Source organism: Paenibacillus sp. 01T424, from assembly GCF_056398745.1.
In genome coordinates this window covers 24500-47783 of sequence record NZ_JBFTPZ010000044.1, presented here as the reverse complement: position 1 = coordinate 47783, position 23284 = coordinate 24500, and the positions used below count along the sequence as shown (strand labels likewise).

18 protein-coding genes are annotated in these 23284 nt (G+C 47.2%); 8 read left to right on the top strand and 10 right to left on the bottom strand.

The window, feature by feature from the left end; genetic code table 11:
• Window positions 1-156: 156 nt before the first annotated feature.
• From AC1DPK_RS26800 to AC1DPK_RS26780, 5 genes are all read right to left on the bottom strand, one after another.
• Window positions 157-2406, bottom strand: a complete 2250-nt coding sequence (locus AC1DPK_RS26800) for a bifunctional 2',3'-cyclic-nucleotide 2'-phosphodiesterase/3'-nucleotidase (RefSeq protein ID WP_477512199.1) — start codon at window positions 2404-2406, stop codon at window positions 157-159.
• 195 nt (window positions 2407-2601) lie between these two features.
• Window positions 2602-3471, bottom strand: a complete 870-nt coding sequence (gene speB, locus AC1DPK_RS26795; RefSeq protein ID WP_076271583.1) for an agmatinase — start codon at window positions 3469-3471, stop codon at window positions 2602-2604.
• A 38-nt stretch (window positions 3472-3509) separates the two neighbouring features.
• Window positions 3510-4337, bottom strand: coding sequence for a polyamine aminopropyltransferase (gene speE, locus AC1DPK_RS26790; RefSeq protein ID WP_477512198.1), 828 nt, complete (start codon window positions 4335-4337; stop codon window positions 3510-3512).
• Between the two features lie 242 nt (window positions 4338-4579).
• Window positions 4580-5623 carry a LacI family DNA-binding transcriptional regulator gene (locus AC1DPK_RS26785; RefSeq protein WP_477512197.1) on the bottom strand — a complete coding sequence of 348 codons (1044 nt, stop codon included), beginning with the start codon at window positions 5621-5623 and terminating at the stop codon, window positions 4580-4582.
• Between the two features lie 167 nt (window positions 5624-5790).
• Window positions 5791-8748, bottom strand: coding sequence for a carbohydrate-binding protein (locus AC1DPK_RS26780; RefSeq protein WP_477512196.1), 2958 nt, complete (start codon window positions 8746-8748; stop codon window positions 5791-5793).
• Window positions 8749-9258: 510 nt separating this feature from the next.
• Here AC1DPK_RS26780 and AC1DPK_RS26775 point away from each other — a divergent pair.
• From AC1DPK_RS26775 to AC1DPK_RS26745, 7 genes are all read left to right on the top strand, one after another.
• A complete protein-coding gene (locus tag AC1DPK_RS26775; RefSeq protein ID WP_477512195.1) occupies window positions 9259-11367 on the top strand; it encodes a transglycosylase domain-containing protein in 2109 nt (702 codons plus the stop codon).
• A 181-nt stretch (window positions 11368-11548) separates the two neighbouring features.
• Window positions 11549-11833, top strand: a complete 285-nt coding sequence (locus AC1DPK_RS26770) for a hypothetical protein (RefSeq protein WP_477512194.1) — start codon at window positions 11549-11551, stop codon at window positions 11831-11833.
• 287 nt (window positions 11834-12120) lie between these two features.
• Window positions 12121-13119 carry a ubiquinol oxidase subunit II gene (cyoA, locus tag AC1DPK_RS26765; protein WP_441884792.1) on the top strand — a complete coding sequence of 333 codons (999 nt, stop codon included), beginning with the start codon at window positions 12121-12123 and terminating at the stop codon, window positions 13117-13119.
• Between the two features lie 62 nt (window positions 13120-13181).
• On the top strand, window positions 13182-15152 hold the full coding sequence (locus tag AC1DPK_RS26760) for a cbb3-type cytochrome c oxidase subunit I (protein WP_076271580.1): 1971 nt from the start codon (window positions 13182-13184) through the stop codon (window positions 15150-15152).
• Complete coding sequence (cyoC, locus tag AC1DPK_RS26755) at window positions 15152-15793, top strand: cytochrome o ubiquinol oxidase subunit III (protein WP_076271579.1); 642 nt, start codon at window positions 15152-15154, stop codon at window positions 15791-15793. Before AC1DPK_RS26760 ends, cyoC begins: the two co-directional genes overlap by 1 nt.
• Window position 15794: 1 nt before the next feature.
• Window positions 15795-16133, top strand: a complete 339-nt coding sequence (gene cyoD / locus AC1DPK_RS26750; protein ID WP_076271578.1) for a cytochrome o ubiquinol oxidase subunit IV — start codon at window positions 15795-15797, stop codon at window positions 16131-16133.
• A gap of 170 nt (window positions 16134-16303) precedes the next feature.
• Complete coding sequence (locus AC1DPK_RS26745; RefSeq protein WP_477512193.1) at window positions 16304-17323, top strand: GNAT family N-acetyltransferase; 1020 nt, start codon at window positions 16304-16306, stop codon at window positions 17321-17323.
• 85 nt (window positions 17324-17408) lie between these two features.
• Here AC1DPK_RS26745 and AC1DPK_RS26740 read toward each other — a convergent pair whose 3' ends face one another.
• The 5 genes from AC1DPK_RS26740 to AC1DPK_RS26720 form a co-directional block, all read right to left on the bottom strand.
• The gene (locus AC1DPK_RS26740) at window positions 17409-18098 is read right to left on the bottom strand and encodes a hypothetical protein (protein WP_477512192.1); all 690 of its coding nucleotides are present in this window, start codon (window positions 18096-18098) and stop codon (window positions 17409-17411) included.
• A complete protein-coding gene (locus tag AC1DPK_RS26735) occupies window positions 18095-19273 on the bottom strand; it encodes a hypothetical protein (RefSeq protein ID WP_477512191.1) in 1179 nt (392 codons plus the stop codon). Before AC1DPK_RS26735 ends, AC1DPK_RS26740 begins: the two co-directional genes overlap by 4 nt.
• 32 nt (window positions 19274-19305) lie before the next feature.
• Window positions 19306-19869, bottom strand: a complete 564-nt coding sequence (locus AC1DPK_RS26730; protein WP_477512190.1) for a hypothetical protein — start codon at window positions 19867-19869, stop codon at window positions 19306-19308.
• A complete protein-coding gene (locus tag AC1DPK_RS26725) occupies window positions 19866-20318 on the bottom strand; it encodes a sigma-70 family RNA polymerase sigma factor (protein ID WP_339205969.1) in 453 nt (150 codons plus the stop codon). Before AC1DPK_RS26725 ends, AC1DPK_RS26730 begins: the two co-directional genes overlap by 4 nt.
• Window positions 20319-20623: 305 nt before the next feature.
• Window positions 20624-21148: a YwhD family protein gene (locus AC1DPK_RS26720; RefSeq protein WP_430053929.1), complete on the bottom strand. Its 525-nt coding sequence runs from the start codon at window positions 21146-21148 to the stop codon at window positions 20624-20626.
• Between the two features lie 106 nt (window positions 21149-21254).
• On the opposite strand from AC1DPK_RS26720, the gene AC1DPK_RS26715 reads away from it, so the two are divergent.
• Window positions 21255-23270, top strand: coding sequence for a M1 family metallopeptidase (locus AC1DPK_RS26715; protein ID WP_441884806.1), 2016 nt, complete (start codon window positions 21255-21257; stop codon window positions 23268-23270).
• Window positions 23271-23284: the final 14 nt, after the last annotated feature.

Below are 23284 nucleotides of genomic sequence, written 5' to 3'. Positions count from 1 at the left end.
CGTATAGCCCCCTAATCTATTTTTAAAATCAGCAATAACGTCTTATTATAAGCCCATTCTAGCCTCGATCATACGATCGCTTTTTCTGTTTGTATTAGAAAAAGACGCTTCCCGCTAAGATTACGCGGAAAACGTCTTTTTATCAATGCGAATCGATTATTTGGCCGGAATCTTTATGCTTTGACCCGGATAGATTCTATTCGGGTTCTTTAGCTTATTGTAGCTGGCTAATTTCTGCCACGTCGTTCCGTGCTCCAAAGCTATTGCATAGAGAGTGTCCCCTGCTTTAACCGTATAAACCGAAGCTTGAGGAGTCGTTGGAACAGAAGTCGTTGGCTTCTCAGGTTTAGCTGGCTCTGTCGGCTTCGTCGGTGTTGTTGGTGTTGTCGGTTTTGTTGGTTCTACCGGCAACACTACTGACTTCGCACTTAGATTAAGCTTAAACTCTGCATAGCCATCAGCTGTATCACCCGTGTAGGAAGTCAACTTATTCGCTTCCGCTGCACTCTTTGCTTCCGGTGATGTCTTGATTGTCACGTTCACGGTGTCATTAATTGCCGCTAGCGACCAGTTGCCATCCGCTGCCGGATCAATCGTCTTGAAGGAGCGAATGTAGTCAATGACAACCTGGCGGTTCTCATCCGGGGAAGCAAGGATAATACGTTTGCCGTCCGGGTTAGCGAATTTGCTGGAAGATGCACGGTAGTTGTTCGTTGCAACAACGAACTTCTGATCCGCCTTAATTGGTTTTCCTTCAAACTGCAAATTAACGATCCGCTTTGCGCTTTCGTTCTTGAGCGCGCCGCCAGCTTCATACTTCGTCGGTTGTGCAACATCGATCTGATAGGTCACACCGTCAATGACATCGAAGTTGTACGTTGGAAAATCATAATTGATCAGCTCTTGCTTCTCTGTGCTCGCTGCATCGATCTGCTTGAATTGACCAGCTGACCACTCGAGCCATTCTTTAATCTCCGCTCCTGTGACGAGTACAGCATTCACAGTATTCGAGTACAAATACAAATCGGCAACATTCTTGATTGCAATATCGCCCGCCTGAATATTGGTATAATAGTTCGGTCCTTGGCGGCCGCCAGCCTTAAACGGTGCTCCTGCCGAAAGAACAGGAAGCCCTTCATATTCCGTTCCCTGCAGCTGCTTCTCTACATACCATTTTTGTGCATTCGTAACGATTTGAATGGATGGATCATCTTGAACAAGAGCAAACCAGCTGTTGATTGACGCTGTCGTCTTGCCGACAGGCCCTCGCACATACGCCAGCGTATGCTCATGATCCTCTTTCACCGCATCGACAACAGCTTTGTCAGCTTCTACAAGAGGTACCTTATTTACCGCATCAAAGATAGGCTTAACCGTGCTCTTGGAATCGACAACGGCCCATTTCCCATCCTTGTTCTCCAGTGTTAAATCAATAATCCCAAGATTATTTCCCCAGAAGCCCGGTTCAACCGCAGGCACTCCGTTAATCGTTCCTTTGGCGAGATCGACACCCGTTTTTCCTTCAAACGATTTGTCAGGGAATACTTTATGCGCATGTCCGAACAAAATCGCATTAATGCCAGCAACTTTGCTTAAATAAAGCACCGAATTTTCCATGAGCTCTGATTGCGGGATATCTTCAAAGCCCGAGTGCGGAATCGCAACAATGATATCCGCTCCCTTCGCTTTCATTTCCGGTACAAACTTTTCTGCCGTTTTGACAACATCCTTAACGATAACCTTGCCTTCTAGATGAGCTTTGTCCCATGTTGTAATTTGCGGAGGCACAAATCCAATCACGCCTACTTTCAGCTTATGCTTCGCGCCCTTGCTGTCTGTTACCTCTTTATCAATAATGAGATAAGGCTTAAACAAATTAACATCATTCGTCTCATCCTTGTCTCCATCTACTTTATAAATGTTTGCATTTACATAAGGAAAGTCTGCGCCCGCGAGCGAGGTGTCCAGAAACGATAAGCCATAATTGAATTCATGATTGCCTAAGTTGCCTGCATCGTAGTTAAGCAAATTCATAGCTTTGTACACCGGATGCGTCTCGCCCTGCTTCAGCTTATCAACCGTAGCGACATAATCACCTAGGGGATTTCCTTGAATCAAATCGCCATTATCAAATAATAGACTGTTCGGAGCTTCCTCCCGCGCTTTCTTGATGAGCGTTGCCGTCTTCGCGAACCCATATTCATCAGTAGGCTTGTCCGCAAAATAGTCATAGTTCATCATGTTCACGTGCAGGTCCGACGTTTCCATAATTCGCAGTTGCACTGTATTCCCTGCACCCGCATCAGCCATTGCCGTGAACGGCATAGCCCCTAGACTAACGGTAATAGCAGCAGCTAAAGCACCCTTCCACACCGATTTGTTAACCAACAAAAACGCCTCCTTCATTCTCTTTCTATTAATAAGATGCTCTGCTGCAAGCACAAGATGAAATAATGTTTTCCTACAATATATTAATTTAAATATTCTGAATTGTCATTTATTTATTTTGTTAATCTAAAGTACCCTTTTACAATAAAAAAAAGGCTTCACGCCACGCGGATAAATGACCGCTGGCAGTGAAGCCTTCACTCTATTTAATGACTATTTCAAAAAGCCTAGAAGCATCTCGCGAATAACCTTCGCCGCAACAATTTGCGTTTGCTCCGTCGGATCATAAGCTGGTGCAACCTCAACGAGATCGAAGCCCACAATGTTCACGCCGGAACGTGCAATAGCATGAACGGATTCAATAAGCTCCTTCGACGTAATGCCGCCCGCTTCCGCTGTACCAGTACCTGGTGCTGCAGATGGATCAAGCACATCGATGTCGATCGTTAAATAAACCGGACGTCCTTCGAGCTCAGGAAGCACCTTCTTAAGCGGCTCCAAAACCTCGAACGGATGGAAGTTGATGTTCTCGCGTGCATATTGCCACTCTTCGCGCGATCCTGAACGAATACCGAACTGGTAAATGTTCTGTCCACCCATAAGACCAGCTGCTTTGCGCAGCGGCGTAGAGTGAGACAATGGCTCGCCTTCATACGACTCGCGCAAATCAGCGTGAGCGTCGAAGTGAATGATCGCAAGATCAGGGTACTTTTTGTACACCTCTTGGAAGATCGGCCAAGAAACAAGATGTTCGCCGCCGAGACCAACAGGAATTTTACCGTCGTCTAGCACACCACGAACGAATTCGCCGATGATTTCCAGACTGCGCGCTGCGTTTCCGAAAGGAAGCAGCAAATCACCAGCATCGAAATATTCAATGTCCTCGAGGCTGCGATCTAGGTAAGGGCTGTATTCTTCAAGTCCAATCGACACTTCGCGAATGCGAGGAGGGCCGAAACGGGAGCCTGGACGGAAGCTAACCGTGAAATCCATCGGCATGCCGTAGATAACCGCTTTGGAAGCTTCGTAGTTGTCAGAGCTCAAAATGAAGACATTGCCTGAATATTTTTGATCTAATTTCATGAGGTATGTCCCTCTCTTTCCTGAAGCGTAGCCGCTTGTTACTTCACAAGATCTTCAACAAATTTAGGAAGCACGAATGCTGCTTTGTGAAGACGAGGCGTGTAATATTTTGTATCAATTTCTGGAATTGCTGTCTCATCAACAGCAAGAGGATCGTGTTTTTTGCTGCCCATTGTGAACGTCCACAGACCGCTTGGGTAAGTAGGAATGTTGGCGCCATATACACGAACGATCGGGAATACTTCCTTCACGTCTTTGTTTACGCTTTGGATCAGGTCCGCTTTAAACCAAGGGTTGTCCGTTTGAGCAACGAAGATACCGTCTTCTTTCAATGCTTCGTAGATGCCTTGGTAGAAGCCCTTCGTAAATAGGTTTGCCGCAGGGCCAACCGGTTCAGTGGAATCAACCATAATAACGTCATAGGTGTTTTTATGATCATGAATATGCATAAAGCCGTCGTTTACAAGCACTTCAACACGCGGGTTGTCGAGCTCGCCAGCGATGGATGGCAAGTATTTTTTGGAGTACTCGATTACTTTACCGTCGATGTCGACAAGAACTGCCTTCTTCACCTTCGGATGTTTCATTACTTCACGAATAACGCCGCCGTCTCCGCCGCCAACAACGAGCACGTACTCCGGATTCGGATGCGTGAAAAGTACAGGATGCGCAACCATTTCGTGGTAAACGAACTCATCCTTAACCRTGGTCATAACCATACCGTCGAGAACAAGCATCGTTCCAAACTCTTCCGTTTCGATCATATCAAGCTGTTGAAAATCTGTTTGTTCATTAACGTAAGTCTTAGTGATCTTCGCCGTTATGCCGAAGCTATCTGTTTGTTTTTCCGTATACCACAATTCCATGGTGTTAAATCCCTTCTTTCCTTCAATCGTTCAACCTGTATTATAGTAAAATTATTAAATCACTACAAGTACTCTAGACAATCCGTGCATTAACGTTTTTCAAAGATTTTATTAAGTATAATATCCTGATTTTCCGTACGATATGTAGATGCTGTTTCACAACAAAGGCTGTCCCACATAACATGGGACAGCCTTTATTCATCTTGAAAAGGTCATACCTGTTCTTTTGTATAATGTCCTTCTCAACCATTTGCCAGCTTCACGCAGCCTGTCGTTTCACGAATGATCAGCTCTACCGGCAAAGCCTTGCACCTCTCCTGAACAGGGTTGCCATCAATCTGATCGAGCAGCATGCGGATCGCTTCCTGCCCTTTCTCCAAAATATTTTGAGAGACGGTCGTTAGCGCAGGCGAAGTAAAGCTAGAGATGGACAAATTGTCAAAGCCGATTACCGAATAGTCCTCCGGCACCTTTTTGCCTAGTTCTCGCAGCCGTTTAAGCAAACCCATCGCACTTACATCCGAAAACGAGAAGATCGCCGTCACGTCCGCAAGCTTGATGAGCTGATCCGCAGCGCGATAGCCACCATCAAGCGATGTCGGGAGCCTGATCATTAAGGCTTGATCGTATGGAATACCCGCTTCTGCCAGCGCATCCTTATAGCCTAACCATCGCTCATGCAAAACACCGTAATATGTGATGCGCTCAAGCGGAATATCTCCAATTAAAAGTGCAATTCGTCGATGTCCTTGGTCGATTAAATAACGAATCGCGCGATAGCTTCCTTTTCTGTCCTCTAAATTAACTTGATATAGATCCTCCCGCTTCAAGTAGCTATCAATAAAGACGGCAGGCATGCCTAAGTTTACAATGCGATCAACTGCCTGCGAGCCCTCATTCGTCCCCATCACGATTAACCCATCCAATCGACGCTCCTTGGCGAATGTGAATGTTTCTGTGCTCTCATCAATACCCGATAAAATAATATGAAATTGGCGATCACGTGCCCCTTCTTCTACACCTGTAAGCAGGTCCCAATAAAATGGGTTGTCCTGCAGCCTCCCAGGCTGCATCATCGGTACGACGAGTCCAACAAGATGCGTACGCCGAGTCTTTAGATTTCTAGCAGGCAGATTTGGCGTGTAGCCAAGCTCGATAATTACCCGCTCGATATTTTCTTTCGTTGTGCCCGATACCCTTCCCTTGCCGTTAATAACATTAGATACCGTCGCAATCGATACACCAGCCACCTTGGCAACGTCTACGATGCTTACTTCATTTTTCATCCTCTTATCGCTCTCTTTCGTCTCAAAGCCCATCCGGCTCCTTGAGTTAAACGTTTTATCATAGTATAGCTTATTTGTGGAGGCACTAAAATTTGTACTCCGAAAATATAAAAAAAGAAGAAGCAAACCGGCTCAAGCGAGCCAGCCTGCTTCCCCTATATTTCATACTACCAGCCGCTGTTGCCTGCACCTCTAGTTATTACAAACTGATTATTCGGATTCGATAGGCCTCCCGATGCAGCCCCTGTGACCATTACATTGCTAAACGTCCCTGATCCTGTAACGGAATCGAACAAAATCCCATAGGTGCCGGCGCCGCTGATATTCACTTGATTAAAGCTCACGTTTGTTATCGATTGATTGTAGCTGAATTTCACAGCTTCATAGGTGCTGTCATTAATTTGAACATTATCGACAACGATTGGAGCCGAAATGCTCTGATTTTCTGCATAGATCCATAAACCGCCGAAGCTCGTGTTCCAGTTGCGCTCCCAGCCGCCTGTACGGTTCAACGTATTTCGTTTCACTTCAGTCGTGCCGCTAAACGCAACGGCATTGAACCTTGTGCTGACCACGATGCCTGCAGAAGCCGTCACCGTGTCTGCACCGATGTTATCCCATATCTTGTTGTCCTTGCCGCCGTAAAGGGCGTAAGTATTTGCAAGAACAGGAACCTGGGCGATATTATAGCGGAACATGCTGTTCTCATTCGGTGAGCCGTCCGACCACATCGCGAAGGCGTCGTCCCCTGTATTGCGTACACTGAAATGGCTGATCGTTGTATTTTTGACACCGCCGTGAAGGTTTACACCATCCGCCCATGTATTGCGAATCTTACCTCCGACTACATATAAACCGTCCGTTCCAGACTGCAGCCAGAAGCCCACCTTCGTATGCTCGATCCATACATTTTGAATAAGCGAGCCTGTTCCAAAGTTTCCTTCGAAAGCAGCGTGGTCCGCACCGTCGTTCCGATACAGCGAATCTCCCGTAATCGCAAGATCGGTAATCGTTACATTACCGCCTACGCCATAAAAGCCGCCTTTCCCGTTAGTGCCTTGCAAATTAGAGTACCACATGCCAGCGCCGCGAATATGGATACCGTTCACATTCACTCGGTCATTCATTCGGAAGGTGCCTGATGGAATCCACACGCCTGCTTTGCCTGTCGACTTCGCATTAGCAATAGCGTCGCGAATCGCTTGCGTATCATCACCTGCATCGCTCGCTACAGCTCCGAAGGAGGTAATGCTCACGAAATTAGCAGGCATTGTGTAGGCGGCATCTACTTGTTCCAAGTTAATAAGATCAATCGTATAGTAAGAAGCTGTATCGCCAGAATCCTTCTGCAGCTTCACCGTAGCCCCCGCAGGAATGTTTCCGACAAGGAAGCGGCTCTCATCATAGAAACGATGCCCTTCGCCATTCGCAGCATTGTCGTTGTATGGATAAGCGCCATACGTCCATGCATAACGTGACGTTAGGCTAAGTGTCTGTGTTTTAGTTCCGTTCACATAAAGGCTAAGTGTTCCATTCGTACCGCCGCCCCCTGCCGAATCAGGCATACTGTACCTGACGACAACAGAGTTAGCAGCTTGTGGCGCTGTCCACTGCACATAATGCCCAGTAGATGTCAGCTTTACAGCGCGTCTTCCCGACGATTCTGATTCAATAGTCAAATAAGTGCGGTTTGCTGTAAGCACCTGAGCGTTCGTCGTGCCGCTCTCCGCTTCCAGCTCTTGATAAGGTACGGTTGCTCCCCGCGCCGCCAAGCCGATTCCACCTGCTGCGGAAATGTAATCGATCGCTATTCCGCCGCTATTTCCGCTGTCATATTGATACGTAATCGTATTTAAACCTTTGCGGAGGCTCAGCGTCTCGCTTTGACTGCCCCAAGTGGTTGCTCCTCCAGTTGCTGAGAGCGTTGTTGTTTTAACAAACACGCCATTCACGTAAATATTTATCGTCTTGCTCGTCCCTGTTCCATTTGCGTAGCGAAGCTCAACGGCCGAGTTCCCCTCCGCAGTCCGGTTAACGGTGAAAATAGCTCTCGCACCGACGCTTGTAAAGTTCTGCAAATAGGTCGATGCTTTGGTTACTCCACCTGAGAAAAATTGATCCTCCGCTTGATACACAAATCCCGTGCCCGGCGTTGGTGTTGGTGTTACAGTAGGCGTAGGCGTTGGTGTCACGGTTGGTGTTGGAGCTGCTGTAGGGGTTGGTGTCGGCGTTGTTGTAAGAGCACCTACAACGAGGTTATCCAAATTGATATTTCCAGAATCCGTCGTATCAAATTGAAGCCGAACGGCATTGCTGCCTGCATTCAGAGTAACAACTTCCAGCTTGGTGCCCCATGTGTCCCAATTCGATGTAGCTGGAAGCGTAACCTGACGAAGCTTCGTTCCATTCAGATAAAGGCTTAATGTTTTATCGCTGCCTGTTCCATTTGCATATCGGAACGTCAGCTCACGGCTTCCGGCTGCGGCTGGCGTAACTGCAAATTGTAATGCCGCGCTTCCTTYGTTGCCATCTGTGAAGCCGCCGACAAATCCGGTTCCCGTATAGCCCGTATGATCGTTAGCTATAGTTGTTCCTCCCGTAAGAGTCGCCGCTTCTGCTTCAAGGGTGTTTGGCGCAGCTGGCGCTGCTTCAACATCAATTTTGTCTAAGTTTACGTTTCCTGTGTCTGTCGCGTCGAATTTGTAGCGGATCGTATTGCTGCCTGCTGCGAGCGTCAATGCTTCCGTGCTGGTCGTCCAGCTGTCCCAATTCGCGGTTGCATTCAGCGTCGTTTGCTTCATTTTGACGCCATTTACGTATAGGCTCAACGTCTTCGCACTGCCATTCCCATTCGCATACCGCACGGTTACGTTATGAACCCCAGCTGCTGCCGCGCTTACCGTAAACTGAGCAGCTGCATTTCCCTTATTGCCATCTGTAAAACCGCCAACGAAGCCAGACCCGGAATAACCCGTATGATCATTCGCATATACGGCTCCCCCTGAGAGTGAAGCCGACTCCGCCTCGTAAGAAGCTGCATAGCTGGTTTGTGCCTGCGCGAAGAATGTGAGCACCATACTCATAATAATGAGTACGGATAGACGTTTCTTAAGACTAATCGTCATTAATCATCACGATCCTTTTCATATAATAGAAGCTCATTTACCTGCGTTGATTTGAATAAGTGCGATTCTAATGTAAACGCATTCATAAATCGATATCCACTATGTCAGGCAACACCACCTTTCAATAGAACATTTTTTGATCCATTAGCAGCATAGTAAGGAAGGTTCACGGATCTTTGCATAATACCATGCCTTATTTTACGATTATGATAACCAATTAAACGTTTAACCAAATAACACTTGTCATTCGTGGTTAAACCTTTAATCAGAGATTATCATGCGTTTTCCTTATCGTCAACATCCTAATTTCTAGCCGATTATTCTTGTATTGCAGGCTGCTAATTCTTATACCACGCTACTGAATAAAGTCCGAATATCAATCTATATAATGAATACTATTTAATCCTCTTCTACAATTATTTACGATTACGCTCCTCTTCGTGAATAGGGTGTTCTTCGTTTTTCCATACTAAGGAAAAGTGAAGTTTTGCATTGAAGGGAGCCTGCTCCATGAAAAAAAATTCCAACCAGCAGGGTAAGCTGCGCCGCAGGCCTGCTTTTCCATTTATAACCGAGAGGTTCCTTCCCCAATTTCTGAAAATGAAGAAATGGTTGAGATGGGCAGCTGCCGCATTCACCCTTTTCATACTCATCTTGGCCGGTACACTTATCTTTTTACGTACGCAATCGCTGCCAGTCACCGCAATTAGCCAAACATCTCAAATGCTTGATTTGCATGGCAATGTCATCGATACGTTTCATGCAGGAGAGAACCGCCGTTCTGTACAGTTATCCGACATTTCGCATTATGTAATTGAAGCAACCTTAGCTATTGAGGATCGCCGCTTCTATGATCATCGCGGCTTCGATATGAAGGGAATGGCGCGAGCCGTTATGGTTAACGTCCAAAGCTTCTCGGCACGCCAAGGCGCAAGCACGCTTACTCAGCAGCTCGCACGTAATCTATATTTGACGCATGAGCGAACCTGGCAGCGCAAGCTGAAGGAAGCGATGTACACGGTTCAGCTTGAAATGAATTACTCCAAAGACGAAATTCTGGGCATGTATTTGAATCAAATTTATTATGGCCACGGCTCCTATGGTATTGAAGCAGCGGCGATGATGTACTTCAATAAACACGCTTCCGAGCTCACGCTTGCAGAAAGCGCGATGCTTGCCGGCATTCCGAAGGGTCCTAAGTATTATTCGCCGTACCTTAACATGAAGAATGCAAAGGACCGCCAGCTTACTATTTTGCAGGCGATGCTTGAAGGCGGCTCAATTACATCCGAGCAGGCTGATGCCGCCTATAAGGAAATGCTGAGCTTCCAGACACTTGGCTCTGGCGACCAGGAAGGGTTTGCGCCTTATTTTCGCGATTACATCAGGTATATTGCTGTCGACAAGCTGGGTATTAATGAACATTTGCTGAATGAGGGCGGAATTACCATCTATACAACGCTTGATCCGTCCGCGCAAGCAACGGCTGAAGAGGTCATTGCAAAGGGCTTTCCCGAAAACTCCGAGCAGCAAGCGGCGCTCATTGCAATAGATCCTCGCACCGGATATATCAAAGCGATGGTTGGCGGAAGAAATTATAAAAACAACCAATATAATCGAGTGTTTGCAAAGACGCGCCAACCCGGCTCCTCCTTTAAGCCTTTCTTATATTTAACCGCCTTGCAAAGCGGTTTTATGTCGCCTGTTACCCGTTATAAGAGTGAACCAACTGTATTMACTTATGATGAGGGACGGAAGACGTATGAACCACGCAACTACGGTGACAAGTATTTGAATGAGCTGATTGATATGAGACAGGCGCTGGCCAGCTCGGATAATATTTATGCGGTTAACACCATCATGACCGTCGGCGCTGATAAAGTTATTGAAACGGCAAAGAAGCTGGGAATTGAAAGTCCGATGAAGCCGGTCCCTTCACTTGCGCTTGGCACCTTTCCAGTTAGCCCATTCGAAATGGCTTCTGCATTTGGTACTTTCGCAAACGGCGGCATTCACATGGAGCCGATTGCGATTCTCCGCATTGAGGACCGAAAGGGACAGGTATTATATGAAGCAAAACAAAAATCAGTGCAAGCCATCACCCCAGCCGAAGCCTATGTTATGACCAGTTTAATGGAGAGTGTATTTGAAGAAGGCGGAACAGCTTTCCGCGTATCTTCTATTATTAAGCGGCCGATAGCAGGCAAGACGGGTACGACCCCAACAGATGCATGGCTTGTCGGGTATACGCCTGAACTAGCGACAGCAGTGTGGGTAGGTTACGATAAGGATCGCAAATTAACCGTTGCCGAGGCTTACCGCGCTGCTCCGGTTTTCGCCAAATTTACTGAGCAAGCGCTGTCTGCTATACCGCCGAAGATTTTCCCGATTCCGGAAGGCATCGTGAACGTGTATATCGATCCGACAAGCGGCAAGCTTGCAGAAAGCAGCTGTCCGCACAGACGATTAGAAACCTTCATCAGCGGAACGGAGCCGACTGATGTATGCGGCGAGCCTGCGGGTGCAGGAAATAACGACAGTGACGCCACTCAAAATGGATCTGGTACAGCAGGACGACGCTCTTGGTGGAATGACTTGAAACGCTGGTGGACAGACTAAACAAACAGCAGCCTTCCTTTAATGAGGAGGGCTTTTGTTCCTTCCAATATTGAACCAACCGTGATCTTTGCGCATTTTTGTCCAACTTATGATCAAAAAGTGAATTTTCTTTGAACAAAACCACAAAGTTGTGGTATAGTATGGATAAGAAAACACTTACAATTGATCGGGAGTGTTAAATATGACAACAAAAACCGCAACAATCAGCAACATTCAGCCTTCTAAATCAGATGTCAAGCGCCTCGTAAAGGCAATGACTGCCATCTCTTGGATCGTTTTATCTATTGGCGTTTTATTAAGCCTCATTAACTTAAGCCATTTCAGCGATAAAAATGTTGGACTTATGGTCGGCATCGGATTCCTAATCGGCAGCGTTCATATTTATGTTATTGGCACAGCGATCGGACTTGTTCATGCACGCCTTAACCAAGAGCAGTCGTCAAAGGATTTTAACGATCCTCAATAATTAAAATTAACTTCATCACTCTTAACCAATAGACAGTCACATTCGGTCAATGACCAGATGCGACTGTCTATTTGCTTTTACTGGGACAAAACAATTTTATTTGGGTAAAGTTACTATATGTAAGAACAATTCACTGTCTGAACGCTCCTAAATCTAACAGTTGTCTAAGCCGTGAACTTTCTATTACAGAATAAAGACGAATTATTGACGTAATTGTTAACCCCGCAGTTATTACCTTGTGGATCTGCTATTGTAGTCGTAAGCAGTAATTTTGAGGAGTTGAACTGATGATGAGACCGTTTCTTCGTATGCTGACACCCGCACTGATTATGCTAATGGCCGTTATGCTTTCCGGCTGCGGCGAGCAATTCATCGTGCTCGATCCGAAAGGGCCAATCGGCGAGTCTCAGAAAGATTTGATTTATTTTTCAACCATTCTGTGTGCGGTTATTATCGTGCCCGTACTTATCCTGACAGCTGTTATCGTCTGGCGGTACCGTGATAAGCCCGGCAGTAAAGCTTCCTATAAGCCTAACTGGGAGCACAGCACGAAGCTAGAGATTACCTGGTGGAGCATTCCGATTGTAGCGATCCTTGTTCTTGCTATAGTCACCGTCAAATACACGTATGCGCTCGAGCCTTCCAAACCGATTGAGTCGGCTAAGGCGCCAATTACGATTCAGGTTACTTCACTTGATTGGAAATGGTTGTTTAAATATCCAGAAGAGGATATTGCGACCGTCAACTATTTGAAGATTCCTGAAGATACGCCGATTAGATTCCAGTTAACATCGGATACGGCGATGAACTCCTTCTGGGTGCCACAACTCGGCGGACAAATTTATTCCATGTCAGGGATGGCGATGACCTTATTCCTACAGGCTGATGAGCAAGGCAGCTATTATGGCTCCGGTGCTAACTTCACAGGAAAAGATTTTGCCAAAATGACATTCAAGGTGGATGCTACGTCCGAAGAGGACTATAAAGCTTGGGTAGGCGAGGTTAAAGCATCGTCGCCTGAACTGACAATGGAAGGGTTCGAGAAGCTTACTGAACCAGGTCCTTCTAATGTGCAGTTGTTCTCCAGCTTCCCTGAAGGATTGTTCAATAAAATTGTAACGCAATATGTAAAAGGCGACGGCAGCGCTCACCAGCATCATGGTGGAGGCGCAACAGAGCCCGCCGCAGAAACGGATAAAGAATCCATTACAGCGGATACGTCTGCGACGCAAAAAGAAACGAAAAGCAAACCAGATTTAAATGCTCATATTCATGCGGGTCATTAACCCGCTTTCAAGCAAATGCTTAAGAGGCGAGTTTGTGCCACAAACTTTTAGGAGGACCCCTCATGTTAGACAAAATTAAAGATTTCGCGTCCGAATTTTTCGTCACAGGCGATCCGCTTATTTTAGGGGCTCAAGTATCCATCGGCCTGTCGGTTGTGGCGATTATATTCACGCTTACCTTTTTCAAAAAATGGCGCTGGCTTTGGACGGAATGGCTGACCAGCGTCGATCATAAGAAGATCGGTATTATGTATATCATTGCATCTATTCTTATGTTGTTCCGCGGCGGCGTTGATGCGCTGCTCATGCGTGTTCAGCTCGCAGCGCCTGAAGTGGAGTTTTTGCAGCCGGATCACTATAACCAAATCTTTACGACGCACGGCGTAATCATGATCTTGTTCATGGCGATGCCGCTTATGTTCGGTTTATTCAATATCGTCGTTCCACTGCAAATTGGTGCCCGCGACGTTGCATTCCCGTTTTTGAACTCCCTTAGCTTCTGGATGTTCTTCTTCGGTGCCATGCTGTTTAACGTATCCTTCATTATCGGCGGTTCACCTGATGCAGGATGGCTCGCTTATCCGCCGCTCTCTGAGCTGTCAGGAAGTCCGGGACTCGGACAGGACTTCTATATATGGGGTATTCAAATCTCAGGTATCGGTTCATTGGCTACAGGTATTAACTTTATCGTTACGATTCTAAAAATGCGCGCACCAGGCATGAAGCTCATGCAAATGCCGATGTTCGTATGGTCTGTTTTGTCGTCATGTGTAACTATTATTTTCGCATTCCCAATTTTGACTGTTACCTTGTTCCTATTGTTCATCGACCGTTATCTAGGCGCTCACTTCTTTACGCTCGACGGCGGGGGCAACCCGATGATGTATATCAACCTCATCTGGATGTGGGGACATCCTGAGGTATATATTGTTATCTTGCCGGCTTTTGGTATTTTCTCTGAAATCGTTTCGGCTTTCTCGAAGAAAAAATTGTTCGGTTATAAGTCAATGGTATTCGCGCTTATGTCGATCAGCTTCTTCTCCTTCTTTACATGGGCGCATCACTTCTTCACAATGGGTTCAGGCGCCAACGTCAATGCTTTCTTCGCTTTGACAACGATGATTATCGCAATACCGACCGGGGTTAAAATATTCAACTGGCTGTTTACGATGTATCGAGGCCGAATTAGGTTTACGACTCCGATGATGTGGACGGTAGCATTTATTCCCTGCTTCGTTGTCGGTGGGATGACCGGGGTGCTCTTGTCTGTCGCACCTGCTGACTTCCAGTTCCATAACAGTTACTTCCTGATCGCGCATTTCCATCAGGTGCTTATCGGCGGCGTTGTGTTCGGTTACTTCGCAGGCCTTTACTACTGGTGGCCAAAAATGTTCGGCTTCCGTTTGCATGAAGGTCTTGGCAAATGGGCATTCTGGTTCTGGAACATCGGCTTCTATGTTTGTTTCATGCCGCAATACGCACTTGGCTTAATGGGTATGACGCGTCGTTTCAACGAATATGACTTCGATATGGGCTGGCAGCCTTTGAACGTCGTCTCTACTGTTGGAGCATTCTTGATGGGTATCGCGTTTATTTTCCAAGTATGGCAAATCGCTCACAGCATCAAGTTTTTCAAGAAAGAAAAGGATGGCGATGCATGGGATGGCCGTACACTCGAATGGTCGATACCATCACCTGCGCCGCTATATAACTTTGCTCGCTTGCCACAGGTTACTAGCCAAGACGAGTGGTGGGAAGAAAAGCAGCGCATTGCGAATGGTCAGCCTGCTAAACCACTTGCGCCGCTTGAACCGATTCATATGCCGAAAAATTCAGGTATTCCATTCATTATGTCGATCTGCTGGTTTATTGCAGGCTTCGGCTTCGTATGGGATTGGCTATGGATGGCCATACCAGGTCTAGTCGGCGTAGCCGTATGTATGCTTGTTCGTTCGTTCTCTTACGATACCGATTATTACATTCCGGTGGATGAGATTGAACGCACGGAAGCAGCGTTAAGGGGGACAAAATAATGGCACATGCAGTTTCCACTCCAGCAGGAGCGCATGGCGGACACGGCGCTGGACACGGCGGCGGTCACCATGACGATCATCACGATCAAGAATCGATGAAAATGTTCGGCTTCTGGCTGTTTCTTATAACCGACGTTATTTTGTTCGGTACGTTATTTGCAACCTATGTCGTCCTCCGTCTCAACACTGACGGCGGACCGACAGGTGCCGAATTGCTTGAGATGAACGGTATTATCATTTCGACCTTCATTCTACTGACAAGCAGCTTTACAAGCGGTATAGCCGTTCTTGAAATGAACAAAGGCAACAAGCGCGGCCTTATTCTTTGGCTCGCTATTACAGCAGTTCTCGGCGCTTCATTTATCTATCTTGAAGTAAATGAGTTCATGCATTTGGTGCACGAAGGCGCTAATATCGGAACAAGTGCTTACTGGTCAGCCTTCTTCGTTCTCGTCGGCACACACGGACTTCACGTTTCGCTTGGCTTAGTCTGGATGATTGCACTAATTCTTCAGATTAGACGCCGCGGCATTACACCCGTTACGAAGCGCAAAGTCGGCATCATCAGCTTGTACTGGCATTTCCTGGACGTCGTATGGATTTTCGTATTCTCAATCGTTTATTTGATGGGGGTGATGTAGGATGGAAAACCATAACACACATTCGCAGGACGCACACGGGTCCCACGGCGGATCGATGAAGTCTTATGTGATCGGCTTCCTATTCTCCATCATTCTGACAATCATTCCGCTTGTCGTAGTAATGAATGACCTGCTCAGCAAAAAAGCTGCAACGCTGCTCATCCTTGTGACGGCAGTTCTGCAATTTGCTGTTCAGCTTATCTTCTTTATGCACATACGGGATGAGGAGAAACCTCGCTTCAACCTGATGGCGCTTATATTCGGCCTCGTTATTTTGCTGACGATCGTCGCAGGTTCTGTATGGATTATGACTTACAATGCCGTTGCCGTCGCTTCATAATCGGCAATATGAATAAATATAAAGCTGTGCTAAAGTCTCTCTGACTTTGGCGCAGCTTTTTTTCGTTTGTTATTTAATGTTTATAGTCAAACTCTCCCTATCTAGGGCTGCTTCATCCGTGCCATAATCATCTTATATGAATACCGAAACGAAAGATGAGGTGGGACGCCATGTCCATTACACTACGCCCCTTGCAGCTGCCAGAGGACTACGAGCAGCTTGCACAATTGCTTAATCAAGTGTGGTCAGAACCGACGACTGCTGAGAACCTGCATGATGCAGATAAGAAGCTTTATGAGATTGGACATACATGGATGGATGAGAACGGACTGCTTGCCGGATACGATCGCGAGCGGCAGGTTGCAGTAAATGAGCAAGGCGATATTGTCGGCTACGCCTGGACGTGGCGGGCGCCTTGGACAGAGCCTGGCTACTTATGCAATACGCTTGTCGTATCAGAGTCTTATCGCAAGCAGGGAATCGGCCAATTGCTGTTAGCTCACATTGGAAAATGGGCTTTGAAAATCGGCGCTTCTACGCTCATTACTGAAGTATGGGACGATAATGAGGATGCGATTCAGTTTGCAAAGCGACATGCTTTTGTAATTGAACGCCATGCCTTCCAGTCCGTCCTTACACTTGGTGAACATGATGGAGCGCAACAACCGCAATTTCCAAGCATGCCAGACCTTGGGGCGCTACGCTTCCTAACGCTTGCCGATGAACCCGGTGAAGAAAGCGAACAGAAGCTGTATGAGATCTATAAAGAAACACTGGTAGACATTCCCGGTTATCTTGGTGAAGTCCCTGATTTCGTCGAATGGCGCAAATGGTATTTGAAAGTAGACGGCTATGCGCCTGAGCAAGTGATTATCGCTGCTGACGGCGACCGCTTCGTAGGGGTTACTAATGTCCTGCTTAATCCACAAACAAACGGGATGTATCATGAATATACCGGCGTAAGCAGAGCTTATCGCGGCAGGAAGATTGCTTTTGCTTTAAAGCTCAAAGCAATTGAGCTTGCTCAGCAGCATCAAGCCGCATACATCCGTACAGATAATGACTCAACAAATGCACCTATTCTCAGCATTAATCGCAAGTTAGGTTATATACCTCTTCGCGGCTCTTATCGTGTCCTAGCTCCTCTTCAAGAGGTGTTGAGTAAGTTGCCCATCGAAGTACAGCAATGAACGAGATCTCCTCATATCCCCTCTCTAAAAAAAAGCAGCTTGAAGCGAGAACATCCCGCTTCAAGCTGCTTTTCCAATTCCGCTACTAACGCCCCTGTTCCACAACCTCTACATCCTTCGGTACAATTAATGTCAGCTCCGGGCTGACCGTGTCTGAGATGAGGCCGCCGTCCCGGTGATCGACGGAACCAATCATGACATACATCGTTGAGCCAACAACATCGGTTTTCAGCATTTTATTGTCCAATCGCTCATACTTCTCGGATGACCAATAACGAATTTGGCCAAACAGCTTAAGCTCACGTGTTTCCGTAAGCTCAAGCGTCACGCCATCCAAGGTGTGCACAACAATCTTCTTAATATCAGCAGGCACCCCTATTTTCTTCGTTTCCACGAATGCCGATCGCTGCGTCATCTGTAGCCCTCGCTGCAGCTCATCGAACAAGCCCGTTGACATGAGCAGTGCAAGCCCGAGACTGGCTGTTCCAACCATTCCTACAAAAAAGACACTCATCCAGTCATAACGAACGATAGTACGCGCACTGCTAGAAAACTTCAAGTAAAGCAGCAGCTCCGCTCCGAGCATAATGAAAACGACGGGCGCGACCCACACGAGCACCTCGTAAGCCTCCATGTCCTGCCATAGAGAGACAGCTAACGCTGTCCCCACGAGAATCAGTGTCACGCCCATCGATAATGAGCCGACGCGCCAAGTGCGAACGCCTGATGGTTGATTGACAGACGGTTCAGCCATATTTACCGTGTTGGTGTTCAATGCGAATCCTCCTCGTACTTTCTTGGCATCGGCTTATGAAGCTCTGGCGGTTTACCTTTGCTCATTACCGGAGATGCCTTGCTTCCGAAAGCTAGACGCATGCCTACAATAATCATAATAAATGCGACAACCGCCGTTGGTATCATATATTTAATTTGCATGTATTGGGAATAAAGCTCCCTTGAGAAATGAGAAGTAACCTCTACAGCTACACGATCGAGCAAGTAATAAACGCCGAATCCCAGCAGCCCAAAACCAAACCAGCGCTGATAAGGGACAAGCTGCGTCAATACCGGTTCATCGGTAAGCTCCTGACGCTCATAACGAGACGTCTGCTGCAGCGCATCGARGAAAGCAAAGCACCAGAACAGCGGAAGCAGGAAAAAAAACAGCGACAAGCGCAAATTGTCCATAATATAGACGGCGAGAAGAAAACCACCCATTAGCTGCAGGCCGCGTTTTTGCAAACCTAGATACAGATGTCCTGCACCTGGAAAAATAGCTAATGCGATAGCCAGCACTTTGCTTTTACGCCCAGAGGCGATATACGATTCCACGTCCTCAAATATAGCACGGTCCGCCACATGCTCCCCGCGCTGCTTGGCATGCAGCTGGCTAATTGCGTCAAACATGCTGTATATCCAAATAACAGGAAGCGCCAAAAGAAACACGAGCAGCTCTGCCCTGTGCGTTATCGTGCCTAAGAAGACGATAATCGCAAACCAGCCAATGAAGGAAATGAGGAAGGTAATACCCCGCTGCATAAGCCCCATATTCATATGCCCTAGACCCGGAATCAGAGAGAACATGATCGTCCGCGACTTCTCGCGCTGGCGCTCTTGCTCCAAAGGAACAAAGCCTGGCGAGAAATGATCAGCAGGATGCGCGAATGGATGCTGGTTTGCCCCGCCTGACGGCAATCCCTTGCCTAGCAGCAGGAAGATGACCATATCAATCATATTGATGATTCCCGCCATCGCCGCTATAAAAAACAAAAAGATATAAACTGTATCCTCCATATACCCGCCCATTAATCCAAATAGCATACACAATCCTATCGAACCAAAGAAAGCTCCCCCGTACAAAACCGCACGTACTGGGCGACCTGCATAGGCATGTCCTACGCCAGGTAAAAAAGAAAGAAAGAACGCCGCTAACGGGCTTTTATTCATCATTTATTCATTCCCTTCTGTCTTCTTTTTTTCATTTATCTAAATCGAGAAGCTTTTAAGCCATCGAGCCACGATCCGGTTTGATCAACCATTCTGTCTGACCAAGATTCGGAATGTCCACCTGCCGCCGCTGGTGGATTCGGCCTTATATCCTGCTGTTTATTCTCATTCATATCAAGCTGAGCCAGCTTCTGTGAGAAGGAGGCAAAAGTCCCGCTGGCAAGCAGCAGCAGCGTAATCGAAGCAGCTATGGTGTAATGCGTTACCGGATGCTGAAGCCATGTCCGCAGACGGCGAGGCTTCTCTTGTATAGTACTCGTCACAACATGTGGCCCGACTTCTCTATGATCATGTTCCTGCTCCATCATCAATTGCTCCACGACACGCTTTTCTATTTGCTCCATGTTAGGCATCGGCGTGGTTAAATCAGAATCTGCCCGCTGCATCTCGCCCTCAGCTGTTTCAATCGCAATGACGAACAGCTGCAAACAGAAGTCGCAAGCAGCCAAATGCTGCTCAACCGGTATACGCTCAGCCTCAACCAGTCTGTCGTTTACGTAACGGGACATTTGATCAGAAGAGATATGCTCAATCATCATTCGAAGTCCTCCTTCCGAAAATGGCGCTTCATCCAGCCTCTTGCACGGTACAGCCTGGACTCTACGCTTTTGCGTTCTAGTCCAGTTTCGGCTGCGATTTGTTCATATGACTTGTCTTCCATATAATAAGCGGTTATGACTTCACGATAGTTTTCCGGCATTTCATCAACTCGCTCTCGTATCTGCTGCCTATCCGCCTGTTCGATGGCTAATGTTTCTGCAGCAGGAGCAGACACAAGTTCTTCATGTACTTTTTCAGACATCGCTTCGCTATCCATTAGCTCCTCTGGCTTTCGTGCACGGCTGCGTTTGAAATCGATCGCTCGATTGACGGCAATACGGGTAATCCATGTTTTGAGCCCATCCAATCGACAATCCGGAAGGGAGCGATAAATTTGCAGCAGCACTTCCTGTGTAATATCCTCCGCATCATGCGGTGAACGAAGCACTGCGAAGACTGTTCTATATATATAAGGACCATATGCCTGTACAAAAGGACCAAAATGCTCGGGCCCGCCCTTCTGTACCTCTCTGATCCAATCCTCGTCTTGAATGTCGCTCCCCTCCTTCCCAATCTAATAGACGCCAGCTTGTCCCGCATACCCTGCACTTGCTGCCAAAAAAATTTTTTAAATGCTTTAACAGCCTCTATCAACGCGGAAAACCTCATCATTCGATAGGACTAGCCTACGAACGATGAGGTTCTCATCCATAATTCACAATAAACTCAATCTGCTGCTAATAACGCCAGCTGTTATACGTTCAAAGCTTGCTTAAGCTCATCTGGGGAGCGATCCCACCACTCAAGATTATGCTCCACAAGCAGCTTGCGAAGCGCCGATTTATCGACATCGCCAAGCTCGGACAAGTTATAGCGGCGTTTGAGTGATTGATCCAGCTTGTTCACGTGATCCGGGAGAAGCTTCCACCCGCGACGCGCCTCGGAATCAATCAGCATCTCGCATGCCGTAGCGCCCGCGTAATAGGAGCCTTCTTCATTGCGGTCAACCGCTACCCATACGATCCAGCATTGACGACCGTTCGGAGTATCCTCTTTGTTAGGCGTAAACTTAATGCCACGCTCTACTTTACTCTTTGCATGCATAGCGCCAACATCAATATAAGCAACGCCATCATCAATAATAACACAGGATACCGCGCTCAAATCGATCGTTCCTGCCCCAAAACCTTTATGTTGTTTGCTGCTCACTACGTTGAGCGACAGTGATTTCTTTTCTTTCTTAACCGGCTCCGCCGGTTGTCCTTGTTCTTCCGTCATGCGTATTCACACCTTCCCCGATACAATAATTCCATTTTAGCTAATAATCATCGAAAAGCAAACATATACATGCTGTAGATGCTTGTCAACGGGAGGGAAACGTTCAATGACTCCACGCTATTTCAAACGAATTTTACTCGTAATACTCGCAGTCGCGCTGCTCGGCATATCGATGCAGCATGACTTCGGGACTGCTTGGCAATCCCAATATACTTATGCTTTCGCCCCCGCCGCTAACGCCAAGCAAGCACTAGCGCCTGCTCAAAAGTCGGTCAAGCCGCCTGCCGTGCAGGAGCCGAATACGGTCATCACACCTAAACCGCAAGAGCTGAGCAAACGTGTCGTTGAGTACCATATCAACGTGCATTTAACGAATGATGCAAAGCAGCTGAACGGTGAGCAAACCGTAACTTGGACTAACCCTGGCAAAAAAACAGTGTCCGAGCTCTATTTCCATCTGTACCCGAACGCCTTTCAATCGGGCAAAACCACGTTTATGAAAGAATCCGGCGGCAAGCTGCGCCAGGACAAAGCAACAACCAATAGCCAAGGCTATATGAACCTGCTTACGCTAGAAACGCTGAACGGTGAGAGCCTTCTGCCACGTCTTCAATATGTACAACCTGACGATGGCAATGCCAATGATTTTACTTTGGCCAAAATCCGCTTGCCGGAGCCTATCGCTCCCGGCACCTCCGTAACGCTGCGAATGAGCTACGAGGTGAAGCTCCCAGAGGTATTCGCAAGAATGGGCTATTCCGGCAACTTCGTGATGGCTGGGCAGTGGTTTCCAAAGCTCGCTGTATATGAGACAGCCGGCATGCGCGGACGTACAGCTGAGGGCTGGAATGTCCATCAGTATCATGGCAATTCTGAGTTCTACAGCGACTTCGGCATATACAGCGTTCGGATTAATGTGCCTGAGAACTACACCGTCGCTGCAACGGGCTTCCAAACAAAGCCTATCGAGATCAAGGAAGCAACAAAGATTTACCAGTTTTATGCTGATGATATTCATGATTTTGCTTGGTCGGCCTCACCGGACTTCGTTTATGAAGAGACTGCTTATTCAGATACCGGCATTCCCGGTGTACGCATTAAGCTGTATCTTGATCCTGCGCATGCTGACCTTAAGGATCGCTACATGCATGCAGCCAAGTCCGCACTCTCAAGCTACGCCAAGTGGTATGGTGAATATCCTTACAGTACGCTGTCGATCGTCGTTCCGCCCAAAGGAGCGAACGGAGCTGGCGGCATGGAGTATCCAACACTCATTACCGCTTTCGCTGCAGAAAATGATAACCCAGGCTACGATCTTGAACGTACGGTCGTTCATGAGATTGGCCATCAATATTGGTACGGAATGGTCGCCTCTAATGAATTCGAGGAGGCATGGCTGGACGAGGGGTTTACGTCCTATGCCGAGGATAAAGTAATGGAGACGGCATATGGCTTGGAGCCGAATTTGCGCATGGAAGCGAGCTATATGACCAACCCTGCACCGCTCAAGCAGCAATCTTGGTCATACGCCAGCCACTCGCAATATGCCGAGAATGTATATCTGAGGGCAAAGCTGGTGCTCATTGGTATCGAGAATCAGGTCGGCTCCAGAACGATGCAAAAAATATTGCGAACCTATTTCCAAAAGTATAAGTTCAAGCATCCATCGACAGCAGACTTCCAGCGTGTTGTCGAACAGGTAACAAAAACGAAATGGAATGATTATTTCAGCCAATATGTCTACGGCAACAAAATGGCCGACTTTTCGATCGAATCGATTCATGTACGCCCAGTCACCCAAGATGGTGCTGAGATGTATGAATCTGTTGTACTCGTTAAGAAAAACGGCGGCAGCAATGGAGAGATTAAAGTGTTGATGAAGTTTACTGACGGCACCAAAATAACAAAGCTTTGGGATACTCAGGAATCCCATATGCAATATAAACAGCTGCATTCCGCTCCGCTTGAATGGGCAGTCGTTGACCCAAACAACAGCAATGTGCTTGATAATAAGCTCATTAACAACTACATGCAGGCTCAGCTGCCAGAGGATAAACGCACAAGATGGAGCCTCGGCGTTGTCCAACTAATTGAAGGACTGCTCGGGTCGCTGAGCTGGTAAGTAATTGCGTTCAA

What these genes read in the sequence shown, in the direction of transcription:
- AC1DPK_RS26770 (WP_477512194.1), top strand. Translation starts at nt 11,549, where the DNA reads ATGACAACAAAAACCGCAACAATCAGCAACATTCAGCCTTCTAAATCA.
- AC1DPK_RS26760 (WP_076271580.1), top strand. Translation starts at nt 13,182, where the DNA reads ATGTTAGACAAAATTAAAGATTTCGCGTCCGAATTTTTCGTCACAGGC.
- cyoA (WP_441884792.1), top strand. Translation starts at nt 12,121, where the DNA reads ATGATGAGACCGTTTCTTCGTATGCTGACACCCGCACTGATTATGCTA.
- AC1DPK_RS26730 (WP_477512190.1), bottom strand. Translation starts at nt 19,869, where the DNA reads ATGATGATTGAGCATATCTCTTCTGATCAAATGTCCCGTTACGTAAAC.
- AC1DPK_RS26785 (WP_477512197.1), bottom strand. Translation starts at nt 5,623, where the DNA reads ATGAAAAATGAAGTAAGCATCGTAGACGTTGCCAAGGTGGCTGGTGTA.
- speB (WP_076271583.1), bottom strand. Translation starts at nt 3,471, where the DNA reads ATGAAATTAGATCAAAAATATTCAGGCAATGTCTTCATTTTGAGCTCT.
- cyoC (WP_076271579.1), top strand. Translation starts at nt 15,152, where the DNA reads ATGGCACATGCAGTTTCCACTCCAGCAGGAGCGCATGGCGGACACGGC.
- AC1DPK_RS26720 (WP_430053929.1), bottom strand. Translation starts at nt 21,148, where the DNA reads ATGACGGAAGAACAAGGACAACCGGCGGAGCCGGTTAAGAAAGAAAAG.
- cyoD (WP_076271578.1), top strand. Translation starts at nt 15,795, where the DNA reads ATGGAAAACCATAACACACATTCGCAGGACGCACACGGGTCCCACGGC.
- AC1DPK_RS26715 (WP_441884806.1), top strand. Translation starts at nt 21,255, where the DNA reads ATGACTCCACGCTATTTCAAACGAATTTTACTCGTAATACTCGCAGTC.
- AC1DPK_RS26745 (WP_477512193.1), top strand. Translation starts at nt 16,304, where the DNA reads ATGTCCATTACACTACGCCCCTTGCAGCTGCCAGAGGACTACGAGCAG.
- AC1DPK_RS26800 (WP_477512199.1), bottom strand. Translation starts at nt 2,406, where the DNA reads ATGAAGGAGGCGTTTTTGTTGGTTAACAAATCGGTGTGGAAGGGTGCT.